This window comes from Chryseobacterium sp. YIM B08800 (genome assembly GCF_026163565.1).
In the GTDB taxonomy this organism is placed as follows: Bacteria; Bacteroidota; Bacteroidia; order Flavobacteriales; family Weeksellaceae; genus Chryseobacterium.
The window spans coordinates 1-16992 of the sequence record NZ_JAPDKN010000036.1; the positions used below are offsets into that span (position 1 = coordinate 1).

The following is a 16992-nucleotide window of genomic DNA, read 5'->3' on the forward strand; positions in this document are numbered from 1 at the left end:
CTTGCAAAACAGGCATTAGAAAAAGGAAATCCCCCAGTTGGTTCTATTGTAGTTTTTGAAGATAAAATCATTGGAAGAGGAATTGAATCCGCAAAATCAAGTGGAGATATTACACAGCACGCAGAAATTTTAGCGGTAAAAGATGCCTTGAAAAACGGTTATCGAGAGGTTTTAGAAAAATCTGTGATGTTTTCTACTCACGAGCCTTGCATTATGTGTTCTTATCTTATCAGACATCATAAAATTGCAAAATTAATTTTTGGAGTTTCTGTTCCGTTTGTGGGTGGGCAATCTTCTGATTTTAAAATTCTTGAAACTGAAAATGTTCCGAAATGGGGAAATAAGCCGGAAATTGAATCGGGAATTGAATCGGGAATTTTGAAGAAGGAATGTGAGGTTTTGAATAAAAAATTTGCAGAATATCTGTCGAATCAGTAAATCTTAAAGTTTTAAAACTGATAACAATTCAAGAATTATTTTGGCAGTTGCCCCCCATACTTTATGACCATTCACTTTATAAAAAGGTGTCGTCACCAAATCTCCGGGAATACTGATTTCACTACAACCGATAATATTTGGATCTAAAAAGGAATTCAGTTTTAATTCGAAAATTTGCTGAACTTCACGGGGATCAGGTTTGAAATCTGGTCGATGTGGGAGATAACCAACGACTGGCAAAACACTGAAATCACTTGGACCGATATAAATTTCGGTTAATTCTCCTAAAACTTTGACCTCATCAGGATTAACTCCAATTTCTTCCTGTGCTTCCCGAAGCGCCGTTTGAATGAGGTTTTCATCTGTTTCCTCAAATCTTCCTCCTGGAAAACCAACCTCATTGGAATGAAAACCATCATAAGAATTCCTTAAAATCAGAGGAAAATAAATTTCATCATCAATTGGATATAAGAGCATTAACACAGCACTTTTTCTGGTTTTCTCAGTAGGTTTTAAAGTGAGATATTTTGCAGAAAGTGCTTCCATTATCTGATGTGCTTTTTCTCCCGGAAGTTCTTTTTTGAGATTTTTCTGAATCTTTTCAATGGATGAAGAAAAATTTTGCTTTTTCATAATTTCAGTTTTAACCGATTAAAAAAGTCGGCTAAATCCACGTTAATAGATAATAGCCGGTTCATCATCTCAACATCAACAGGAAATATCCGAACAAGATTGCCCATTAGCAGAGTCAGGAATGAACATTGTCGTCAAACTTTCCTCAACAATTTCTTTTAAACTTTCAAAAGGTTGAAAACCGTGGGTAAGAACTTTCACAACTCCATTTTCCAAGGTCAGTAAAGTCGGAAATCCCTGAACGCCTAATTGTTTGCTGAATTGAAATCCCTGCGCGGTTTTCAATTTCATCTCTTCCGAATTAAAACTTTCTAAAAAAACATTCTTTTCAACTCCTATTTCTTCTGCTAAATCTGCCAAAACCTCATCATTGGTAATGTCTTTCCCTTCCATATAAAATGATTTTTGCATCAGACTTAAAAATTCGAAATCTTTCTCCGGTAGAAATCTTTGGATAACTACTAATGCACGGCTTGAAGGTTCTGTATCGTAATGAAAACTATCAGAAACAAATTTCATCGAATGGTCGAAATACTGACCACTGCGAAAGTTTACATTTCTCCAGTGATATTCAAGGAAATCTTTATATTCTTTGGTCACCTTCTGCTTGCTTCCCGGTGCAAAACCACCTGAAACAATCTGTAAATCAATATTTGGATAGTTTTCTTTTAGCTCTTTCATCACCGGGCTGAAACCATAACACCACGAACACATCGGGTCTGTAAAATAATACAATTTCATAATTTTAAATTTTAATTGTTTTAAATTTCTTAGACAAATTTAGGTTCGTTTTTACAGAGATGATTTCTTAAAAAGTTCAAAAACTATCGTGAAAAGTTTAGTATTATTAAAAAGATTAAAGTTGCTGTTGCAGCTGCTTTGGTGTATTTCTGTATTTCTGTTTGAAAGACGCTATAAAATGAGCAGGAGTTTCAAAACCAACTTCATACGCTATTTCTGTAACATTCTTTTCTGAATTTTTTAATAGTTCGTAAGACTCTTCCAATCGGCGTTGCATAATCCATTTTCCGGGATTTGTTTTGAAGGTCTGAATAAACTTTCTTTTAAACGTCGACAGACTGCAGTTTGCGAGAAAAGCATATTGCTCCAAGGAAATATTTTCTTTGTAATTGTTCTGCATCAATACGACCAAATCAGGATTTTGATGAGTATCAAGACTGCGTAATCGTTTTTCAAAATGATATCCATTGGGAGCGGAAATTAAAATCTGAAATAATTCTCTCATTTTAAAAGGTAATAAAACCTGTAACCGCTCTTTATCCTGATTTAACTCGAAATAAGATTTAAATTGGACAATAACCGAATTCATTAATTCATCTTCTTCCAACAAAGCAATATCTCCGTTTAGACAGTCTTCAACTTGCGTGTGAGTATTATTTTTACAGTCGAAAATGGCATCGATTTGGGACTGAAGCCAAGTATCAGAAAAGAAAATAATGATTGATTCATAGCCTTTTTCTTCATTTTGAATTTTATCAGAAACCAGATAAGAACCCTTTTTCATAAAAAAACCAGAACCGGCCGGAACAATTCTCTTCATTCCACACCCCAAAATCTCTTTTGTACCTTGCAGAACAATGTTGATCATATTCATATGAACGCACATATTGGCTTTGATGATTTCCTGGTGAGTCTTGTAATGCATCACCTGAATATCATCATTCCACGATAAAACCTTGGGATTTTCTTTGATAATTTTACTGCAATTGAGATTGTTCATTGTTCATTAATTTTCTTGCTATGCCCTGTAAAATTGATGAATTTAAATCGGATAAAAAATGGACAATTTTTATTTCGTAATGGACAAAATTTTATTAAATCCAAAAAGAGATGCATTATACATCTCTTTTTTATTAATTTGAATTAGTGCTTATTTCAATTCATTACTAAGTTCAGCAACATTTGCATCTTCTTTTTCAGCATTAAAACGATCCAGAAACTCCAAATATAATGGTAGGCTTCTTTCTACCCATTCCTGCGATGGCTCGAAGGTCATTCCGTAGTAAGCGAAAAGTGGCTGGTAATCGGCTTTAATCCAGTCAAACATTGCTTCATAAGGACGGGTAAGATCTTCAAGATTAAATTTCAATGGTGTTCCGCGCTGCAGATGTTCTTCTTTCAATCCTAAAGAAATCGCCAAAGCCACTTTCTTTCCTCCAAACCTGAAACCACTTGAGCTTCCATAAGCCCAACCGTGAGTAAGAACTTCATCAAACCATTTCTTTAATAAGGCAGGGCCATAATACCAATAATATGGAAACTGGAAAATAATATGATCGTGCTCCTCAACCAGTTTTTGCTCTGCTTTAATATCAAATTGCTGATCCGGATACACTTTGTGTAATTGATGGATATGAAATTTTTCAGGATATTTTTCTAATTCTTGTAACCACAATTTATTAATCACTGAGTTCTCAATATCAGGATGCGTGATGATAATTAATGTCTTTTTCATTTTAAATTTTTAGGTATTTAATTACGTTTTGATAAGACAAAATTAGGTCAGGATTTGAAGTCTTTATTTCATTAAAAGTTCAAAAAATATCGTAGAAAGTTCAGAGTTATTGATTATTGAAAGCTATAATTGATATTATAAAAAAATCTGTTGTAACCTTCTAAATTGAGATATTTTAATTTGGCTTAAAATGGACAATTTTCAAATTAGAATAGATAAAATTTCATTGAGTTTAAGCCGATATTCATTGAAAATATTAACTAAGTTTACTGCTCAAAATAATGCTATGCGACTACGTTTCACAATACTTCTATTTCTCTGCCTGATTTTTAAAACTTCAGCTCAAACTCATACTGATCTTTATCAAAAAATTATCGATTCGGTTTATGAAAAAAATCCTGAAATGATTGGGGTTTTGGTACACATCGAATCTCCCAAAATTTCCTTGAGCTACGCTAAAGGCTTCGACGGAAAAAATTCCAAACAAAATTTGAATGTACAAAAACCTGTGTTGATTGCTAGTACCACTAAAACTTTTATGGCAGCAACGATACTTCGCCTGGCAGAAAAAGGTAAGTTAAATATTAATCAAAAAATAAAAAACCTAATTACTGAAACATCAAGAATGCAATTGACGAAGGCTGGATATCATTTAGACTTCATAACCATTAGTCATTTGCTTTCTCATACTTCTGGAATCAGAGATTATGTTGATGAAGGCTATTTCAAGTTTATCAATGAAAATAAAAAGCATCAATGGACAAGAACTGAGCAAGTTGAAAGAGCTTCAAAATTGGGACAACCTTTAGGAAAACCAAGAACTTTATTTCGTTATGCAGACATTAATTATGTTTTGCTATCGGAAGTTATTGAACATTTTACAGATGAGCCTTTTTATACTTCGGTACGTAAATTATTGAAATTTAAAGAAAATCATTTAAACAATACGTGGTTTATTCAATTGGAAAAACAGCATGAAAATACTTTGCCGTTGGTCAATCAATATTGAAGTCATTTTAACTGGAATATTAAAGACCTGAATCCGTCTTGGGATTTGTACGGCGGTGGCGGATTTGCTTCTAATGTAGAAGATATGGCTCGCTTCTATCAATTGTTATTCAGCAGAAAGATCATTAAAAATAAAGATATTTTAAAGCTAATGTATACCGATGTTCCACCAGATTTTACTACTAATTACTGTTTGGGAATTCGCAAAATTAAAATCGAGGATATTATGGGTTACAATCACGGAGGCGGTTTGGGCACCGATGCAACTTATTTTCCTGAACTGAATGCGACTATTTCAATTGCTTCTGTTGAAGCTGATAAAAGAAATGTTGCTTTGCAAATACGGGATCTTCTAATTGAGAGATTAAGAAAAGAAAAATAAATTTGAGAAAATTAGGAGAAGATTCCAAAAGATTGTAATAGCGTTTTTTACACATAAATATATAAAGCTGGTGAATAATACCTTATTCCTTAGATAGAATTTCTTTTTTATTAAATTCATCTACTTTTATAAGCTCTGATCTTCTCCAATATAAGGCGACTCAACTCCTCCTCTACGAAAAATAAAATATCCTTTTCCGGAGAACATATTGGATACAAAATTAATCCGAATATAGGCTTTATCATCATCAGTTAATTGATGGTTATTTAACAAAAAAAAGTGGTTTTAATCGTGTGAAGCACACTGAAAATTTTATTTAAATATGTATTTAAAATTATAAAAACATTGATAAATATCAAGAATAAATTACTGCATTTATCAATATCTGTCTTCTTCTCATTTCTGAAATTTGTCAAATAAACAACAACATTTACTATGCTCAATAATGACAATATTATATTAGTGACCGGCGCTACAGGTTCACAAGGAGGAGCTGTAGCAACAGCATTACTAAAAAGAGGAAATAAAGTCCGAGTGATGGTTCGAAAGTCATCCATCGATTCATCAATAGCCCAAGCATTAAATAAAGCTGGTGCAGAGATTGTAATCGCTGATCTGGAAGATAAAGAGTCAATTGAATTAGCCTTACAAAATGTGTACGGGCTATTTTCCGTTCAGGCTATGTCTGACGGAACAGATTCGGAGAGAAGGCATGCGGATATTTTAGTGGATGCTGCATTAAGAAAAAATGTGCAACATGTAATTCATGTTTCGGTCAGCCAGCTTGGAAACTATCAAAAATTTCCTAAATGGGGTGAAAATAGATGGAATGAAAAATACTGGCTAGACAAAAGCTATGCAGAAGAGAAAGTAAAAAATGCAGGCTTTAAATATTGGACAATTTTAAGACCCACATTTTTGATGGATAATTTTGTTCAGCCCAAAGTTAATTTTATGTATCCAGGATTAGATTCAGGGAAAATAACTGTTGTCTTTAATGCAAAAAAAGAAACTACAATTTATTGATGTTGCGGATACTGGTGAATTTGCAGCAGCGGCGTTCAATAATGCAAAAAATTTTGATCATAAAATTATTGAACTGGCTGGTGATGAGCTGACTATTGAAGAAATGGTTGCTAAAATAAGTAGAATAACAAAAAAAACAATCAAAGTGGAACACGTTACTGAAGAAGAAGCAATTGCAGATGGAATGATCTGGCCATATGCCAATTATCAGGAGTGGACAAATCAAGTAGGCTATTCGGTAGATATTAATGCTTTAAAAAGCTTTGGGATTCCTCTTACATCATTTACACAGTTTTTAGAAAAAAATAGAAATAAGCTTCCCTTATAATCTAATGCTTATTTAGGTGGCAATATACCTGAATTTACTTAATTTTCATTTATTTCATAATCTACTCTACTTGTCGATAAATAGTAAAATTCGGGATTATGTAAAATTTCAAGATTACACATTAAGTATATTGCCACCTTATAAAACTACATTTTGATCTAATTCAAATAGGATAAACTCTTCACTTCCTTATGCTCTTAAGAGAAGTTCCCCAAAAATAAATCCTCAATATAGCATCTGTATATTTATCTTTTTGAGCTTTATTAATACTCTTTCTTCCCAATCGCTTTATGTGGGTTCTTAAATCAAGAAATTTCCGTTCAATATGATTGGTCTCTCTACGTTTTGTACTGTGAAGATGTTTTGGAATTAACTTAGGAGAGATATTCAAGCGGTCGCTGTATATCTTTTTTGGATTTGCAAAAAGCAAAGTATCTGTAATACATTGTATCGTTTTGGTTGTTCTTCTACCAAGCTTATAGTCAATTACTTTCTTTGTTTCCCTACAATAAGCCGCAACTATCCACCGTTCATTAGTTTTACATTTAGTATATGTTTTCAGTTCATCAATTTCGATGGTAATATCCTTAGGAATAGGAGGCTTAACTACTTTCGAAGCGATTTTTAAAATCTTTTTTAGTACAGTCGTCTTGCTTACATCAAGTAATCTGCTAATTCCTCTAATACCAACTCCTTCTTTTATCAGCTGTTGAATATTATGATTAGTACTTTTATGATATGCACGATAAGAATAGTTCCCAATGAACTTCTTTTTGCATTTTTTGCACTGATATCGCTGTTTATTTTGTGATGTTATTCCTGCCTTGATACAGTAGCTGTAATTACAGTGAATGCATTGATTTCGCCGTTTATTCATAATGATTTAAAGTAAATTAGTAACTCCACGTCTGAACCATCTAACATAAATTACTTCGTTCCGGAGTCGCTATTTCGCTTTTTTAGTCGGCAAAAATAAAAAACGATGCATTATAATACATCGTTTTTTCTATTATATCTTTGTACCGTATTGATAATCAATGAAGTTAATTAAAAACTCCACATCTGTACCATTACCCAACTTGCGGAGAGAGAGGGATTCGAACCCCCGGACCTGTTACAGTCAATAGTTTTCAAGACTATCGCAATCGACCACTCTGCCATCTCTCCTTAAACTCCGATTGTATCGTTGTTTTCAGTGGTGCAAATATAGAACGTTTTTCAATTATGTCAAAATATTTTTACTATAAATTTTAACAAAAATTAATAATCGACTAAAAATCAGACTCATTATTTTCACAAACATCAATTAATACAGAGAAAATTTAGATTAGAAAGCAAAAAACACACCTCAAAGAAGTGTGTTTTTCAGATTTATAAATTAATTTTTAATAATTAATGTAATTCTGCCAAATACTTTTCAGCATCCATGGCTGCCATACAACCGCTACCCGCTGCTGTAATCGCTTGTCTGTAGATATGATCCTGAACATCTCCCGCAGCAAAAACTCCCGGAAGGTTTGTTCTTGAAGAACCTTTTTCAGTAACAATATATCCGTTTTCATCTAAATCGATTTGACCAGCAAAAATATCTGTATTTGGCTTGTGACCAATTGCAATGAAAATTCCGTGAACGTCTACTGTAGACTTTTCCTGAGTCTGGTTGTTAATCACCACTGCTCTTTCTACCAAATTATTTTCACCTTCAATACCAATTAATTCGTGGTAAAATTTCACTTCAATATTCGGTGTGTTTTCTACTCTGTGGATCATCGCTTTTGAAGCTCTGAACTCTCCTTTTCTTACCAACATCGTTACTTTATTCACCAATTTTGCAAGGTAAGTAGCCTCTTCAGCTGCAGTATCTCCTGCTCCTACAACCACAACATCTTTTCCTCTGTAGAAAAATCCGTCGCAGGTAGCACATGCAGAAACTCCTCCTCCATTATATTTTTTCTCATCATCAAGACCCAAATATTTTGCAGTAGCTCCTGTAGAAATAATCACAGATTTAGCTAAAATTTCTTTATTCCCTGCATATAATTTGTGAATACCGCCAACTTCTTTTGAAAATTCAACATTAGTAATCATTTCGTAATGCACTTTGGTATCGAATCTTTCAGCTTGTTTCTGCAAATCCATCATCATTTCAGGACCTGTAATTCCTGCAGGATAACCCGGGAAATTATCAACTTCTGTTGTTGTGGTTAATTGTCCACCTGGTTCCAGACCTGTGTATAATTCAGGTTTTAAGTCTGCTCTTGCTGCATAAATTGCCGCTGTAAAACCAGAAGGTCCAGATCCAACGATCACACAATCTAAAATATTTTCTTCCATAATTTATTTATCAATTTCAAGGATGCTAATTTCGGAATTTTTAATGTTTTATTAAAGTAAATTTAATGATACTTGTCAATGTTTAATATGTGAATATTCAATTGTTAATAGTTTCTGGTCTTTGGTTGATAGATTTCACTATCAGTAGATAATAACTCTTAACCAATAACAAAAATTACACTTTCATCTTAATTTTATCTACATTGATAATTTTGTAAACCAATTCTTTAATTAATTCTGCATCATCCATATTTACGGCCCCCAAACCTTTTCCTTTCATGTCAAATTCTCTCAAAATTGAAATGACACGAGTAGAATGTTTTAGCGGATATAATCTTGCTGCTTCTGCATAATCTTTAATAAAATAAGGATTAATACCCATTTGTGAAGCGATTACTTGTTGAGGTTGCCCAATCATCGTATTGTAAATAATTACATTAGAAAAATAATTGTACAAACTGGAAAGTAGCATTACAAAAGGATTATTCTTAGGGTTTTTCCCCATAAAATAGGCAATTCTGAACGCGGCATTAGCGTTTTTCGCTCCTAAAGCTTTCTGAAGTTCAAAAACATTGAATTCTTTGCTTATTCCAATATGGTTTTCAACGATGGTACCGTCTAAAAGTTGACCTTCTTTTAAAATAATTTTAAGTTTTCCTAACTCATTTGAGATTCTGGAAAGGTCATTTCCAAGATATTCTGCCAAAAGATTAGAAATATTCGGGGCTGTTTTTATCTTTAATCTGAGACATTCATCAGCAATCCATTTGGGAAGCGTATGGTCTTTTAAAGATTCGCTCAAAAAAAGCGCATTTAGCTTTGTTAAAGTTTTGGTAACCTTTTTTCGGCTGTCCAGCTTCTTATGTTTATGGGCAAAAACCAAAACCGTCGATGGAACCGGATTTTCTGCATACGCATCTAAAGCTTTGCTTTCTTCTTCATTAAATTTCAAATCCTGCGCCTCTTTTACAATAATCACCTGTTTGTCTCCCATCATTGGAAACTGCCGCGCCAAAGAAAGAATTTCCTGATACGTTGTATCTTTTCCGTAAGTGACTGTTTGGTTAAAAGCTTTTTCGTCTTCCTCCAGAAAGTCGTGTTCAAGGGCTTTTACCGCAACATCAATAAAGTAAGGTTCTTCTCCGTGGAAAAAATAAATCGGTAAAACTTCTTTATTTTTAATATTTTTGAGGATTAAATCTAATTCTTTCATCATATAAATGGAACTTCCAAAACTGAACTTTCAGGAAACTTTTGATTTTAAATTCAAGAAAGACAAAGATAAGTTTTTTATTTATGACTTGGTTCGTAAAACTTACCTTTTGCTGACTCCCGAAGAGTGGGTTCGGCAGCATTGGGTTCACTATTATCTTACCGTGAAATCCTACTCTACTTCTGCGTTAATTACTGAAAAAAAGATCGTTCTGAATGGTTTAACGAAGCGTATTGACCTTTTAATCACAGAAAAAGCGCAGCCAAAAATTTTAATTGAATGTAAAGCACCACAAATCAAATTAACAGAAAAAACATTTGAGCAGACTGCAAGATATAATTCAATAATTGGTGCTTCTGAAATTATTTTAACCAACGGTTTGCAACACATTAATGCCTATTACGAAAACGAGCAATATCAATTTTACAAATAATATTGAGGTTGAGGTTGAAATTTTGCGCCAACCTTAACCTTAACCTTAATCTTAACCTTAAAAGTATGGAAATTAAAAATATAATATTCGATTTTGGAGGTGTTTTGATGGATTGGAATCCAAGATATTTTTTCAAAACTTATTTTAATGATGATGAAAAAATGGAATATTTCCTTGAAAATATCGCTCAGGATGAATGGAATATTGAGCAAGACAGAGGAAGGACTTTAGCAGAAGGAACCGAAGTTCAGATTAAAAAATTCCCGGAATGGGAAAAAGAACTCAGAGCCTATTATGATAACTGGACGGTAATGCTGAAAAGTGACATCCCTCAAAATGTAGAAATACTGAGAAAACTGGGAAACACACCTTATCAATTATACGGATTGACCAATTGGTCTGAAGAAACTTTTCCCTATGCTTTAGAAAATTATGATTTCTTTCAATTATTTGACGGAAAAATTGTGGTTTCAGGAACAGAAAAGTTAATCAAACCTGACCCTAAAATCTGGAATGTTTTATTGGAAAGATACCAGTTAGAAGCCAATGAATCGGTTTTCATTGATGATAATTTCAAAAATATTGAGATGGCAAAAACATTAGGTTTCAAAACTATTCATATTCTACCGGAAACAGATTTGAAAACTGAACTGAATAATTTAGGCGTAAAATTTGATTAAATTTTCAAACTCTAATATCACAAATATTTTCACTCATTACACAGACGTTATTCGTGATATTTTTGAAAAAACATTAGGATAATTTGGGTTTCAATTAAATTACAAAATATGATACGTTCAATATTATTATCAGCATTTTTGATGACTTCAGGAACTATTTTCAGTCAGAATTTAAAACCTGTGTCTTATCAGGATGGTTCGCAAAAACTGAATGGTTTGGTAACCTCCAATGCCGGAAAAAAACTTCCCGGAGTTTTGATTCTTCCAGCCTGGAAAGGAATTGATGACGAAGCAAAAACGGCAGCAGCAGATTTAGAAAAACAAGGCTACATAGCCTTTATTGCTGATATTTATGGAGAAGGAAATATTCCGACAGACAATGCTTCGGCGGCAAAAACTGCGGGATTTTACAAGAAAGATTATGCTGCTTATCAGAAGAGAATTTCTTTAGCTTTAGAACAATTGAAGAAAAACGGAGCAATTTCAGATAAAATTGCGGTCATCGGTTATTGCTTTGGCGGAACCGGAGCTTTGGAATCTGCGAGAGGAAAATTACCCGTTGTAGGCGTTGTTTCCATTCATGGAAGTATCGGAAAAGACCAATCGAGACCGAATGAAGCTATCTCAACTAAAATTTTGGTTGAAAACCCTGCAGAAGATAAAAGTGTTACGCCGGAAGATTACAATAATCTGGTTAAAGAAATGAATGATGGTAAAGCAGATTGGCAAATCATTACGTATGCTAATTCAAAACATACTTTTACTGACTCAAAATCAACCGATTATAATCCTGTAATGGCAAAAAGAGCCTGGAATCATACGCTTTTATTTTTGAAAGAAATTTTGAAATAATTGAACTACTATAAATTAAAAACAACCTCGATAATTGAGGTTGTTTTTGTTTATAAATCACTGATCGTATTACAATTAGAACACCACCAGTATTCTGATTCTTTATCTTTCAATTTCTTTTTTGTTTTCTCTTCACAATTTTCACGGACACATTTATCACTCTCATTTTCTTTCGCTTCGTAGTCGCAATTAAAACAACTCCAACTCGTTAAATGAGTCTTTCCGTTGATAAACCATGTAAAAGAGCTTTCTTTACACTTTGGGCAAATTTGTAACGCCATATTTAAATTATTTCTTCTTCTCTATTCACCAAATCCATCGAAAAAGCCGGAAGACAAATTGCAATATATTCGCAAGGCTCTGAGAACGGATTGCTGTAACGGATTCTTGCTCCTTTTTCAATTAAAATACTTTGTCCTTTTTCTAAAATCACCTCTTCTCCGTCAATTTCAAATTGCTTTTTACCTGAAATAATGATGGTAAATTCATCAAACTCAGGAGTTTGATGAGGTTCGCTCCAATCTGGCGGAGCAACCATGTGTGCAATAGAGATGTTTGAATTCTGGGTTGAATTTCCCCAATGCTCTTCAATTAATTTTCCGTCGGTTGTAGGAACTACAAATGGTGATTTCTGAATTTTATATTTTTTCATGATTATATTTTTATTTAATTAATTTCTCGCAGATTTAGCTAATTGAGCAGATTTTAATTCCTAAAATTAATCAGCGTAATCTGCTACATCTGCGAGAAAATTTATTTATGTTTAATCAACTTTAAAATGATTTTCTTTTGCTATTTCGTACACAAAATTGGTTCGTGTCGGTTCTCCAAAATAAGCGACTTCTTCTTCCGCAATTTTTTGTCCGCCCAATCTTTCTAATGCAATCTGAGAACGGAAATTTTCTTTTCCGATATGGAAATGTACTTTGTCTACAAATTGAAAAACATAATCCAACATCAGTTTTTTGATTTGTGGATTGATCCCTTTTCCCCAAGAATTTGTTCCGTAAAAAGTATAGCCAATAAAAATACTGTTTTCAGATTCATCAAAATCATAAAAACGGGTACTTCCCAAAATATCTCCAGTAGATTTTTCTACGATCTTAAAAGCTCCTTGACTTTCGATTGCACCTTTAAAAAAGTTTTCAAAAACTTCTCTTTTGTAACGGTCTTTATTTGGGTGCTGCTCCCAAACTTTCGGATCCGAAGCCACTTCGTACAATAAGTCAAAATCCCCTTGTTGTAAGGGGATTAATTGATATTCTTCGTTTTCTAAAACAGGTTGAATAGAAAAATTCATCTTTTATAAATTTGAATCTTAGCCTTTTGCTTTTGCAGCGTCAGATTCTATTTTTTTGATTTCTTTTAATTTCTCAGCAATTTTAGTTACTGCTTCCGGTTTTGCAGGTTTTAAAGCTACTTCAGCTTGAGCCATATCCCATTTGATCACAAGATTTCCTGAATTTTCATCAGTCGGGTTTAAAGTAATTTCGAACCACTCTTGTTTATCAGCTAATTTATTAACAGGAACCGTTACATCTACAACATCCTGTTTTGGGTCGTAAGTATAAGCTCCCCATTGCTGAAAATCTTTATTTAAAATTACTTTCCAGTCTTTTTCTGTTGGTACGATAAACAAACCATAAGTTCCTGCCGGAACTGTTTTTCCACCAAAATTAACAGATTGTCCAAATGTAATTTTTGTAGAAGAGTTTGCACCCGCTCTCCAAACCTGTCCGTAAGGAACAAGTTCTCCGAAGATCTTTCTTCCTTTCACTCCCGGTCTTCCATAATCAACAGTAATTTTAGACATTGAAAACTGCTGTTCTACTTTCTGACGCGGACTTGCTGCAGGTACCGAATAATCTTGTGCAAAGCTTAAAGCTGAAGCCGAAATGCAAACTGCAAATAATAATTTTTTCACTTTTAAAATTTTGCCTAAAATTACAAAATCGAGTTCATAAATCACTTTTTGAGACTGATAAATTTTGTTAAATTAAATTGAAAAAAGAAAATGATTATGTTTTTATTTTAACGCAAAGGTCGCAAAGATTTTTTTAACTACTAATTGTTTTTAAGTTCGCAAAGGCGTTTCACTTAGCCAAGCTCACTAAAATTAGTTAAAGATTTTTTTTTGCTTGTTTGATGTGTCTCAGATTATGGTAGATTACAAAACGGAAAGTATCACCTAGTTTTAATTTAATTAAATTTGAAATACTGATGCTGGTTTTTACTTTGTTTAAGTCTATATTTTTAGCTTCATTTAAAAGATCAATCATTTGTTTTTGCTGATGAATAAATTCATTTAAAAAGCTCTTATCAAGTTTGCTGTGAATAGGATTCATTGATTTGAAAGTCTTCATTGAATTTAATTTCTCCTTTGGAAGCATGCTATTTGCGAAATAATTTCCTAAAATTCCTGAACTGAAAATCTTTGTTGATTTTGTGGATGAATTTTCTATTCTTTTACTGATTTCAGGAATATAAAAATTCCCGTAACGATTCAAATGTTCAATGCATTCAAGAATGCTCCAGCTTTTTTCTGAAAGTCTGAAGTTAAGTTTTTCATCGGTTTCATTTAGAAGATTTTCAGCAAACTGTATGTTTTCTTCAGTAATCTTTTTCAATTCATCGATCAGTTGAAGCGTAGGAATTTTCATGTTAATTTTTATTGCAAATTTCCAGTTTTCGTAAATGATAAATCTTGATTACAGTCAATATTTTTTGAGTCTTGACAAAGTTTCAGGGCTCATTCTTAAATAATTAGCAATATGTTTATTGGGGATTTCCTGAAAAAGTTTCGGACTTCTTTTTAAAACCCTTTCATAACGTTCTTTCGGAGAATTGATTAATAAATCCTTTTCTCTTTCAATTTGTTGTAAAACTAAATCTTCCAAAATTACAGTCCATAATTTCAGATTATCGTCAGAAGATTTTATAAATTCATAAAGATCTTTTTTTGAAGCCACTTTAATTTCGGTTTTCTTAATCGCCTGAATGTAAAAATCAGTTGGTTTTTCAGACAAAAAAGAATCGAGGCAGACAATTATATTTTCTTTATATCCAAAACGAATTGTTCTTTCCTGATCTTCATCTCTGATAAAAATTCGTAAACTCCCTTTTTCAACATAATAAATATTACTGTCGATATCACCTTCCAAAGTCAGAAAATTATGCCTTTCAATCACTTTCTTTTTTTGAAATAAATTAGCGTCGATTAACTTCTGAATAATATTCACATTCTTAAATTTTAATGAAACAAAAACCCCATAAAAATATGAGGTTTTAAAATATATTAGAAAAATTTATTCTGGCATCGCTTTCCATTTCTGCAAAATAGCAGTGTAAAAATACATAAAGAGAAAGCCTGCAAAAAGAATAATATAGCTCAACCAAAAGCCTAATTCTTCGAAAATATTTGAGCAGTTTTGATAAGGATAAGAATCTTGCATCTTTATTACCATTTCCTGACAAGCTGCATTTTGATGGATTCTAATAATCGCAAAAATTAAAAGCACAAACAAAACAAAGCCATTCATCGAGATATTGACCAAAACAGAAGATACCATTTTACTCACCATATTCATTTTCAGCAACGGAATCAACAGAATAACTAAACCGATAAACAAAATAAAATATGATACAAAAAACTGCTCCTTACCTCTGAAAGTAAGACCATAAAATACCGTAATTAAAGTAACGGTTAAAGTTAAAACTCCTGCGCTAATCACACTGAAAAGCAACGAACGAAGCCCGGTAATTCTGAAACTGAAAATAAAAGTAGAAAGGAAAAACGCAATCCAGATATAAATATGAATGTTATCTGAAAAGAAATCGTCTTGCTTCATAGAGTCTACGCTTTTAAGCAAATCTTTCATGTTTCCAGACAGATAATAATACTCTGTCATATTATTTTTTACATATTTATCCGGAGCAAGCTGTTGATTGATTTTAGGATTAAATTCTCTGATTTTTATACTGTCTCTGGTATAATCTGAACTTACAACTGCAGAATCTACAGCAACTGTTTCTTCATAATATTCATCTTCATCGGTTCTGGTTTTTCCTGCATAATCTTTTATAAAATAACGGATTTCAAAATTCGGATTATCCTTAGAATAAATCATAGAAACCCATTTTTTTGCATCCAAGTTATTCTTAACTCTATAAGTTTTAGAAATCGAAAGAAAATCTTCAAAAAGTTTCTCAAGCTCAGCCTGATTTTTAGAATTTAAAAGCGTTGCCGTTTTTTGATTAACAGATGCTTTTTTATTTTTAAGAATATAATCCGGAGCATCTTTATCGTAGTAATAATCAGTTTCTATGGCACTCACTCCATTATCAAGTTCATGGAAATCATAATCATAAAAAATTTCCGAAAAATTGTAGAAACTTGGCTGCGTTGTTTTAATATATGATGAAAGATCTACAACCTCTTTTTTGTAGTAAAAAGTTTCAAATTTTTCTTTCTCGTCTGAATAAGCGGGCTGTATTTTGTTAGAATATTCAGGATTTGGAGGAATGAAATTTCCTCGCTTGTCTTTTTTATAAGATTTTTTTGAATACAGCGTATAATACTGATACACTCTGTTGTAATACACAAAAAACTTTTTGTTTTGGTCTATTTTTTCAATATCATTTTCACAGTACAAATCGTAAAAAGGTTTTGGGAACAATCTGTTTTCTAAAGTATAAGATTCTATATTCTGAGAAAGAAAAGGCGCAGTTCGGTTGATAATATCAATATTTTTTGCCATTTCCTGATCAGGATATTTATTATTGATAAACATTCTGAAACCCGTCATGTACGAGAAATAAAACGTGGTACACGAAAAAATAATAATAAAATACTGTAAAAACTGACCAAATAGTTTTCCTTTAGAAGTAGGATAAAAATTCTTGAAGGCATTGTTTTTAAGCATCATCAAAAGCCATCCTACGATCAGTAAAATAGAAATAATAAGATGAACGAAAATAACACCGTTTTTGAAATAATCATCTTTTACAGAATATTTCTGCAAAGAAACAGGATCGATATGCGAGACATAACCGATGATAAAAAAGACGATATGAAAAACGAGAGCCGCCAAAAGCATCCATACAATTTTAGTATTCCAGACTGTAGGATATCTTTCGAGCAAATATTGGTTGAATTTATTGAGTTTTTGCATTTTAATTTGAATTAAAAA

The 16992-nt window shown here is 32.5% G+C and carries 22 protein-coding genes and 1 tRNA gene; 8 read left to right on the forward strand and 15 right to left on the reverse strand.

The genetic code is table 11. From position 1 onward, the window contains the following. On the forward strand, positions 1 to 438 hold a 438-nt coding region (locus OEW74_RS13895), incomplete at its 5' end, for a nucleoside deaminase (RefSeq protein WP_265429049.1). A 3-nt stretch (positions 439 to 441) separates the two neighbouring features. Here OEW74_RS13895 and OEW74_RS13900 read toward each other — a convergent pair. The 4 genes from OEW74_RS13900 to OEW74_RS13915 all read right to left on the reverse strand — a co-directional run bounded on the left by OEW74_RS13900 (position 442) and on the right by OEW74_RS13915 (position 3547). After that, positions 442 to 1071, reverse strand: a complete 630-nt coding sequence (locus tag OEW74_RS13900) for an NUDIX hydrolase (protein ID WP_265429050.1) — start codon at positions 1069 to 1071, stop codon at positions 442 to 444. Between the two features lie 75 nt (positions 1072 to 1146). Further along, entirely contained in the window at positions 1147 to 1812 is a 666-nt protein-coding gene (locus OEW74_RS13905) for a DsbA family protein (protein ID WP_265429051.1), read from the reverse strand. A gap of 115 nt (positions 1813 to 1927) precedes the next feature. Further along, positions 1928 to 2812 (reverse strand): helix-turn-helix domain-containing protein, encoded by an 885-nt coding sequence (locus OEW74_RS13910; protein ID WP_265429052.1) that lies wholly within the window; start codon positions 2810 to 2812, stop codon positions 1928 to 1930. A 150-nt stretch (positions 2813 to 2962) separates the two neighbouring features. Then, complete coding sequence (locus OEW74_RS13915; RefSeq protein ID WP_265429053.1) at positions 2963 to 3547, reverse strand: NAD(P)H-dependent oxidoreductase; 585 nt, start codon at positions 3545 to 3547, stop codon at positions 2963 to 2965. A 190-nt stretch (positions 3548 to 3737) separates the two neighbouring features. On the opposite strand from OEW74_RS13915, the gene OEW74_RS19640 reads away from it, so the two are divergent. From OEW74_RS19640 to OEW74_RS13930, 4 genes are all read left to right on the forward strand, one after another. Beyond that, positions 3738 to 4556 carry a serine hydrolase domain-containing protein gene (locus tag OEW74_RS19640; RefSeq protein WP_322645575.1) on the forward strand — a complete coding sequence of 273 codons (819 nt, stop codon included), beginning with the start codon at positions 3738 to 3740 and terminating at the stop codon, positions 4554 to 4556. Between the two features lie 84 nt (positions 4557 to 4640). After that, entirely contained in the window at positions 4641 to 4937 is a 297-nt protein-coding gene (locus tag OEW74_RS19645; RefSeq protein ID WP_322645576.1) for a hypothetical protein, read from the forward strand. Positions 4938 to 5372: 435 nt separating this feature from the next. Beyond that, complete coding sequence (locus tag OEW74_RS13925; RefSeq protein ID WP_265429054.1) at positions 5373 to 5963, forward strand: NmrA family NAD(P)-binding protein; 591 nt, start codon at positions 5373 to 5375, stop codon at positions 5961 to 5963. Continuing rightward, positions 5935 to 6291 (forward strand): NmrA family NAD(P)-binding protein, encoded by a 357-nt coding sequence (locus OEW74_RS13930; protein ID WP_265429055.1) that lies wholly within the window; start codon positions 5935 to 5937, stop codon positions 6289 to 6291. Before OEW74_RS13925 ends, OEW74_RS13930 begins: the two co-directional genes overlap by 29 nt. Positions 6292 to 6472: 181 nt before the next feature. Here OEW74_RS13930 and OEW74_RS13935 read toward each other — a convergent pair whose 3' ends face one another. From OEW74_RS13935 to holA, 4 genes are all read right to left on the reverse strand, one after another. Beyond that, positions 6473 to 7168 (reverse strand): IS1 family transposase, encoded by a 696-nt coding sequence (locus OEW74_RS13935; protein WP_265429056.1) that lies wholly within the window; start codon positions 7166 to 7168, stop codon positions 6473 to 6475. 205 nt (positions 7169 to 7373) lie between these two features. Continuing rightward, positions 7374 to 7458 (reverse strand) — tRNA-Ser (locus OEW74_RS13940). 225 nt (positions 7459 to 7683) lie between these two features. Continuing rightward, complete coding sequence (trxB, locus tag OEW74_RS13945) at positions 7684 to 8625, reverse strand: thioredoxin-disulfide reductase (RefSeq protein WP_265429057.1); 942 nt, start codon at positions 8623 to 8625, stop codon at positions 7684 to 7686. Positions 8626 to 8800: 175 nt separating this feature from the next. Further along, positions 8801 to 9838 carry a DNA polymerase III subunit delta gene (gene holA / locus OEW74_RS13950; protein WP_265429102.1) on the reverse strand — a complete coding sequence of 346 codons (1038 nt, stop codon included), beginning with the start codon at positions 9836 to 9838 and terminating at the stop codon, positions 8801 to 8803. A 7-nt stretch (positions 9839 to 9845) separates the two neighbouring features. On the opposite strand from holA, the gene OEW74_RS13955 reads away from it, so the two are divergent. The 3 genes from OEW74_RS13955 to OEW74_RS13965 all read left to right on the forward strand — a co-directional run bounded on the left by OEW74_RS13955 (position 9846) and on the right by OEW74_RS13965 (position 11803). Then, a complete protein-coding gene (locus OEW74_RS13955) occupies positions 9846 to 10271 on the forward strand; it encodes a type I restriction enzyme HsdR N-terminal domain-containing protein (RefSeq protein WP_265429058.1) in 426 nt (141 codons plus the stop codon). Between the two features lie 65 nt (positions 10272 to 10336). Continuing rightward, on the forward strand, positions 10337 to 10951 hold the full coding sequence (locus OEW74_RS13960; protein WP_265429059.1) for an HAD family hydrolase: 615 nt from the start codon (positions 10337 to 10339) through the stop codon (positions 10949 to 10951). A gap of 108 nt (positions 10952 to 11059) precedes the next feature. After that, positions 11060 to 11803: a dienelactone hydrolase family protein gene (locus OEW74_RS13965; protein WP_265429060.1), complete on the forward strand. Its 744-nt coding sequence runs from the start codon at positions 11060 to 11062 to the stop codon at positions 11801 to 11803. A gap of 50 nt (positions 11804 to 11853) precedes the next feature. On the opposite strand, the gene OEW74_RS13970 is transcribed toward OEW74_RS13965, so the two are convergent. The 7 genes from OEW74_RS13970 to OEW74_RS14000 form a co-directional block, all read right to left on the reverse strand. Further along, entirely contained in the window at positions 11854 to 12084 is a 231-nt protein-coding gene (locus OEW74_RS13970) for a hypothetical protein (RefSeq protein ID WP_265429061.1), read from the reverse strand. A gap of 2 nt (positions 12085 to 12086) precedes the next feature. Then, entirely contained in the window at positions 12087 to 12455 is a 369-nt protein-coding gene (locus OEW74_RS13975; protein ID WP_074228239.1) for a cupin domain-containing protein, read from the reverse strand. Positions 12456 to 12566: 111 nt separating this feature from the next. After that, positions 12567 to 13103 carry a GNAT family N-acetyltransferase gene (locus OEW74_RS13980; RefSeq protein WP_265429062.1) on the reverse strand — a complete coding sequence of 179 codons (537 nt, stop codon included), beginning with the start codon at positions 13101 to 13103 and terminating at the stop codon, positions 12567 to 12569. 18 nt (positions 13104 to 13121) lie between these two features. Next, positions 13122 to 13727 (reverse strand): DUF2911 domain-containing protein, encoded by a 606-nt coding sequence (locus tag OEW74_RS13985; protein ID WP_265429063.1) that lies wholly within the window; start codon positions 13725 to 13727, stop codon positions 13122 to 13124. A 196-nt stretch (positions 13728 to 13923) separates the two neighbouring features. Then, positions 13924 to 14463: a DinB family protein gene (locus tag OEW74_RS13990; RefSeq protein WP_265429064.1), complete on the reverse strand. Its 540-nt coding sequence runs from the start codon at positions 14461 to 14463 to the stop codon at positions 13924 to 13926. Between the two features lie 54 nt (positions 14464 to 14517). Continuing rightward, a complete protein-coding gene (locus tag OEW74_RS13995) occupies positions 14518 to 15042 on the reverse strand; it encodes a Crp/Fnr family transcriptional regulator (protein WP_265429065.1) in 525 nt (174 codons plus the stop codon). Positions 15043 to 15108: 66 nt separating this feature from the next. Beyond that, positions 15109 to 16974 (reverse strand): hypothetical protein, encoded by a 1866-nt coding sequence (locus OEW74_RS14000; protein ID WP_265429066.1) that lies wholly within the window; start codon positions 16972 to 16974, stop codon positions 15109 to 15111. Positions 16975 to 16992: the final 18 nt, after the last annotated feature.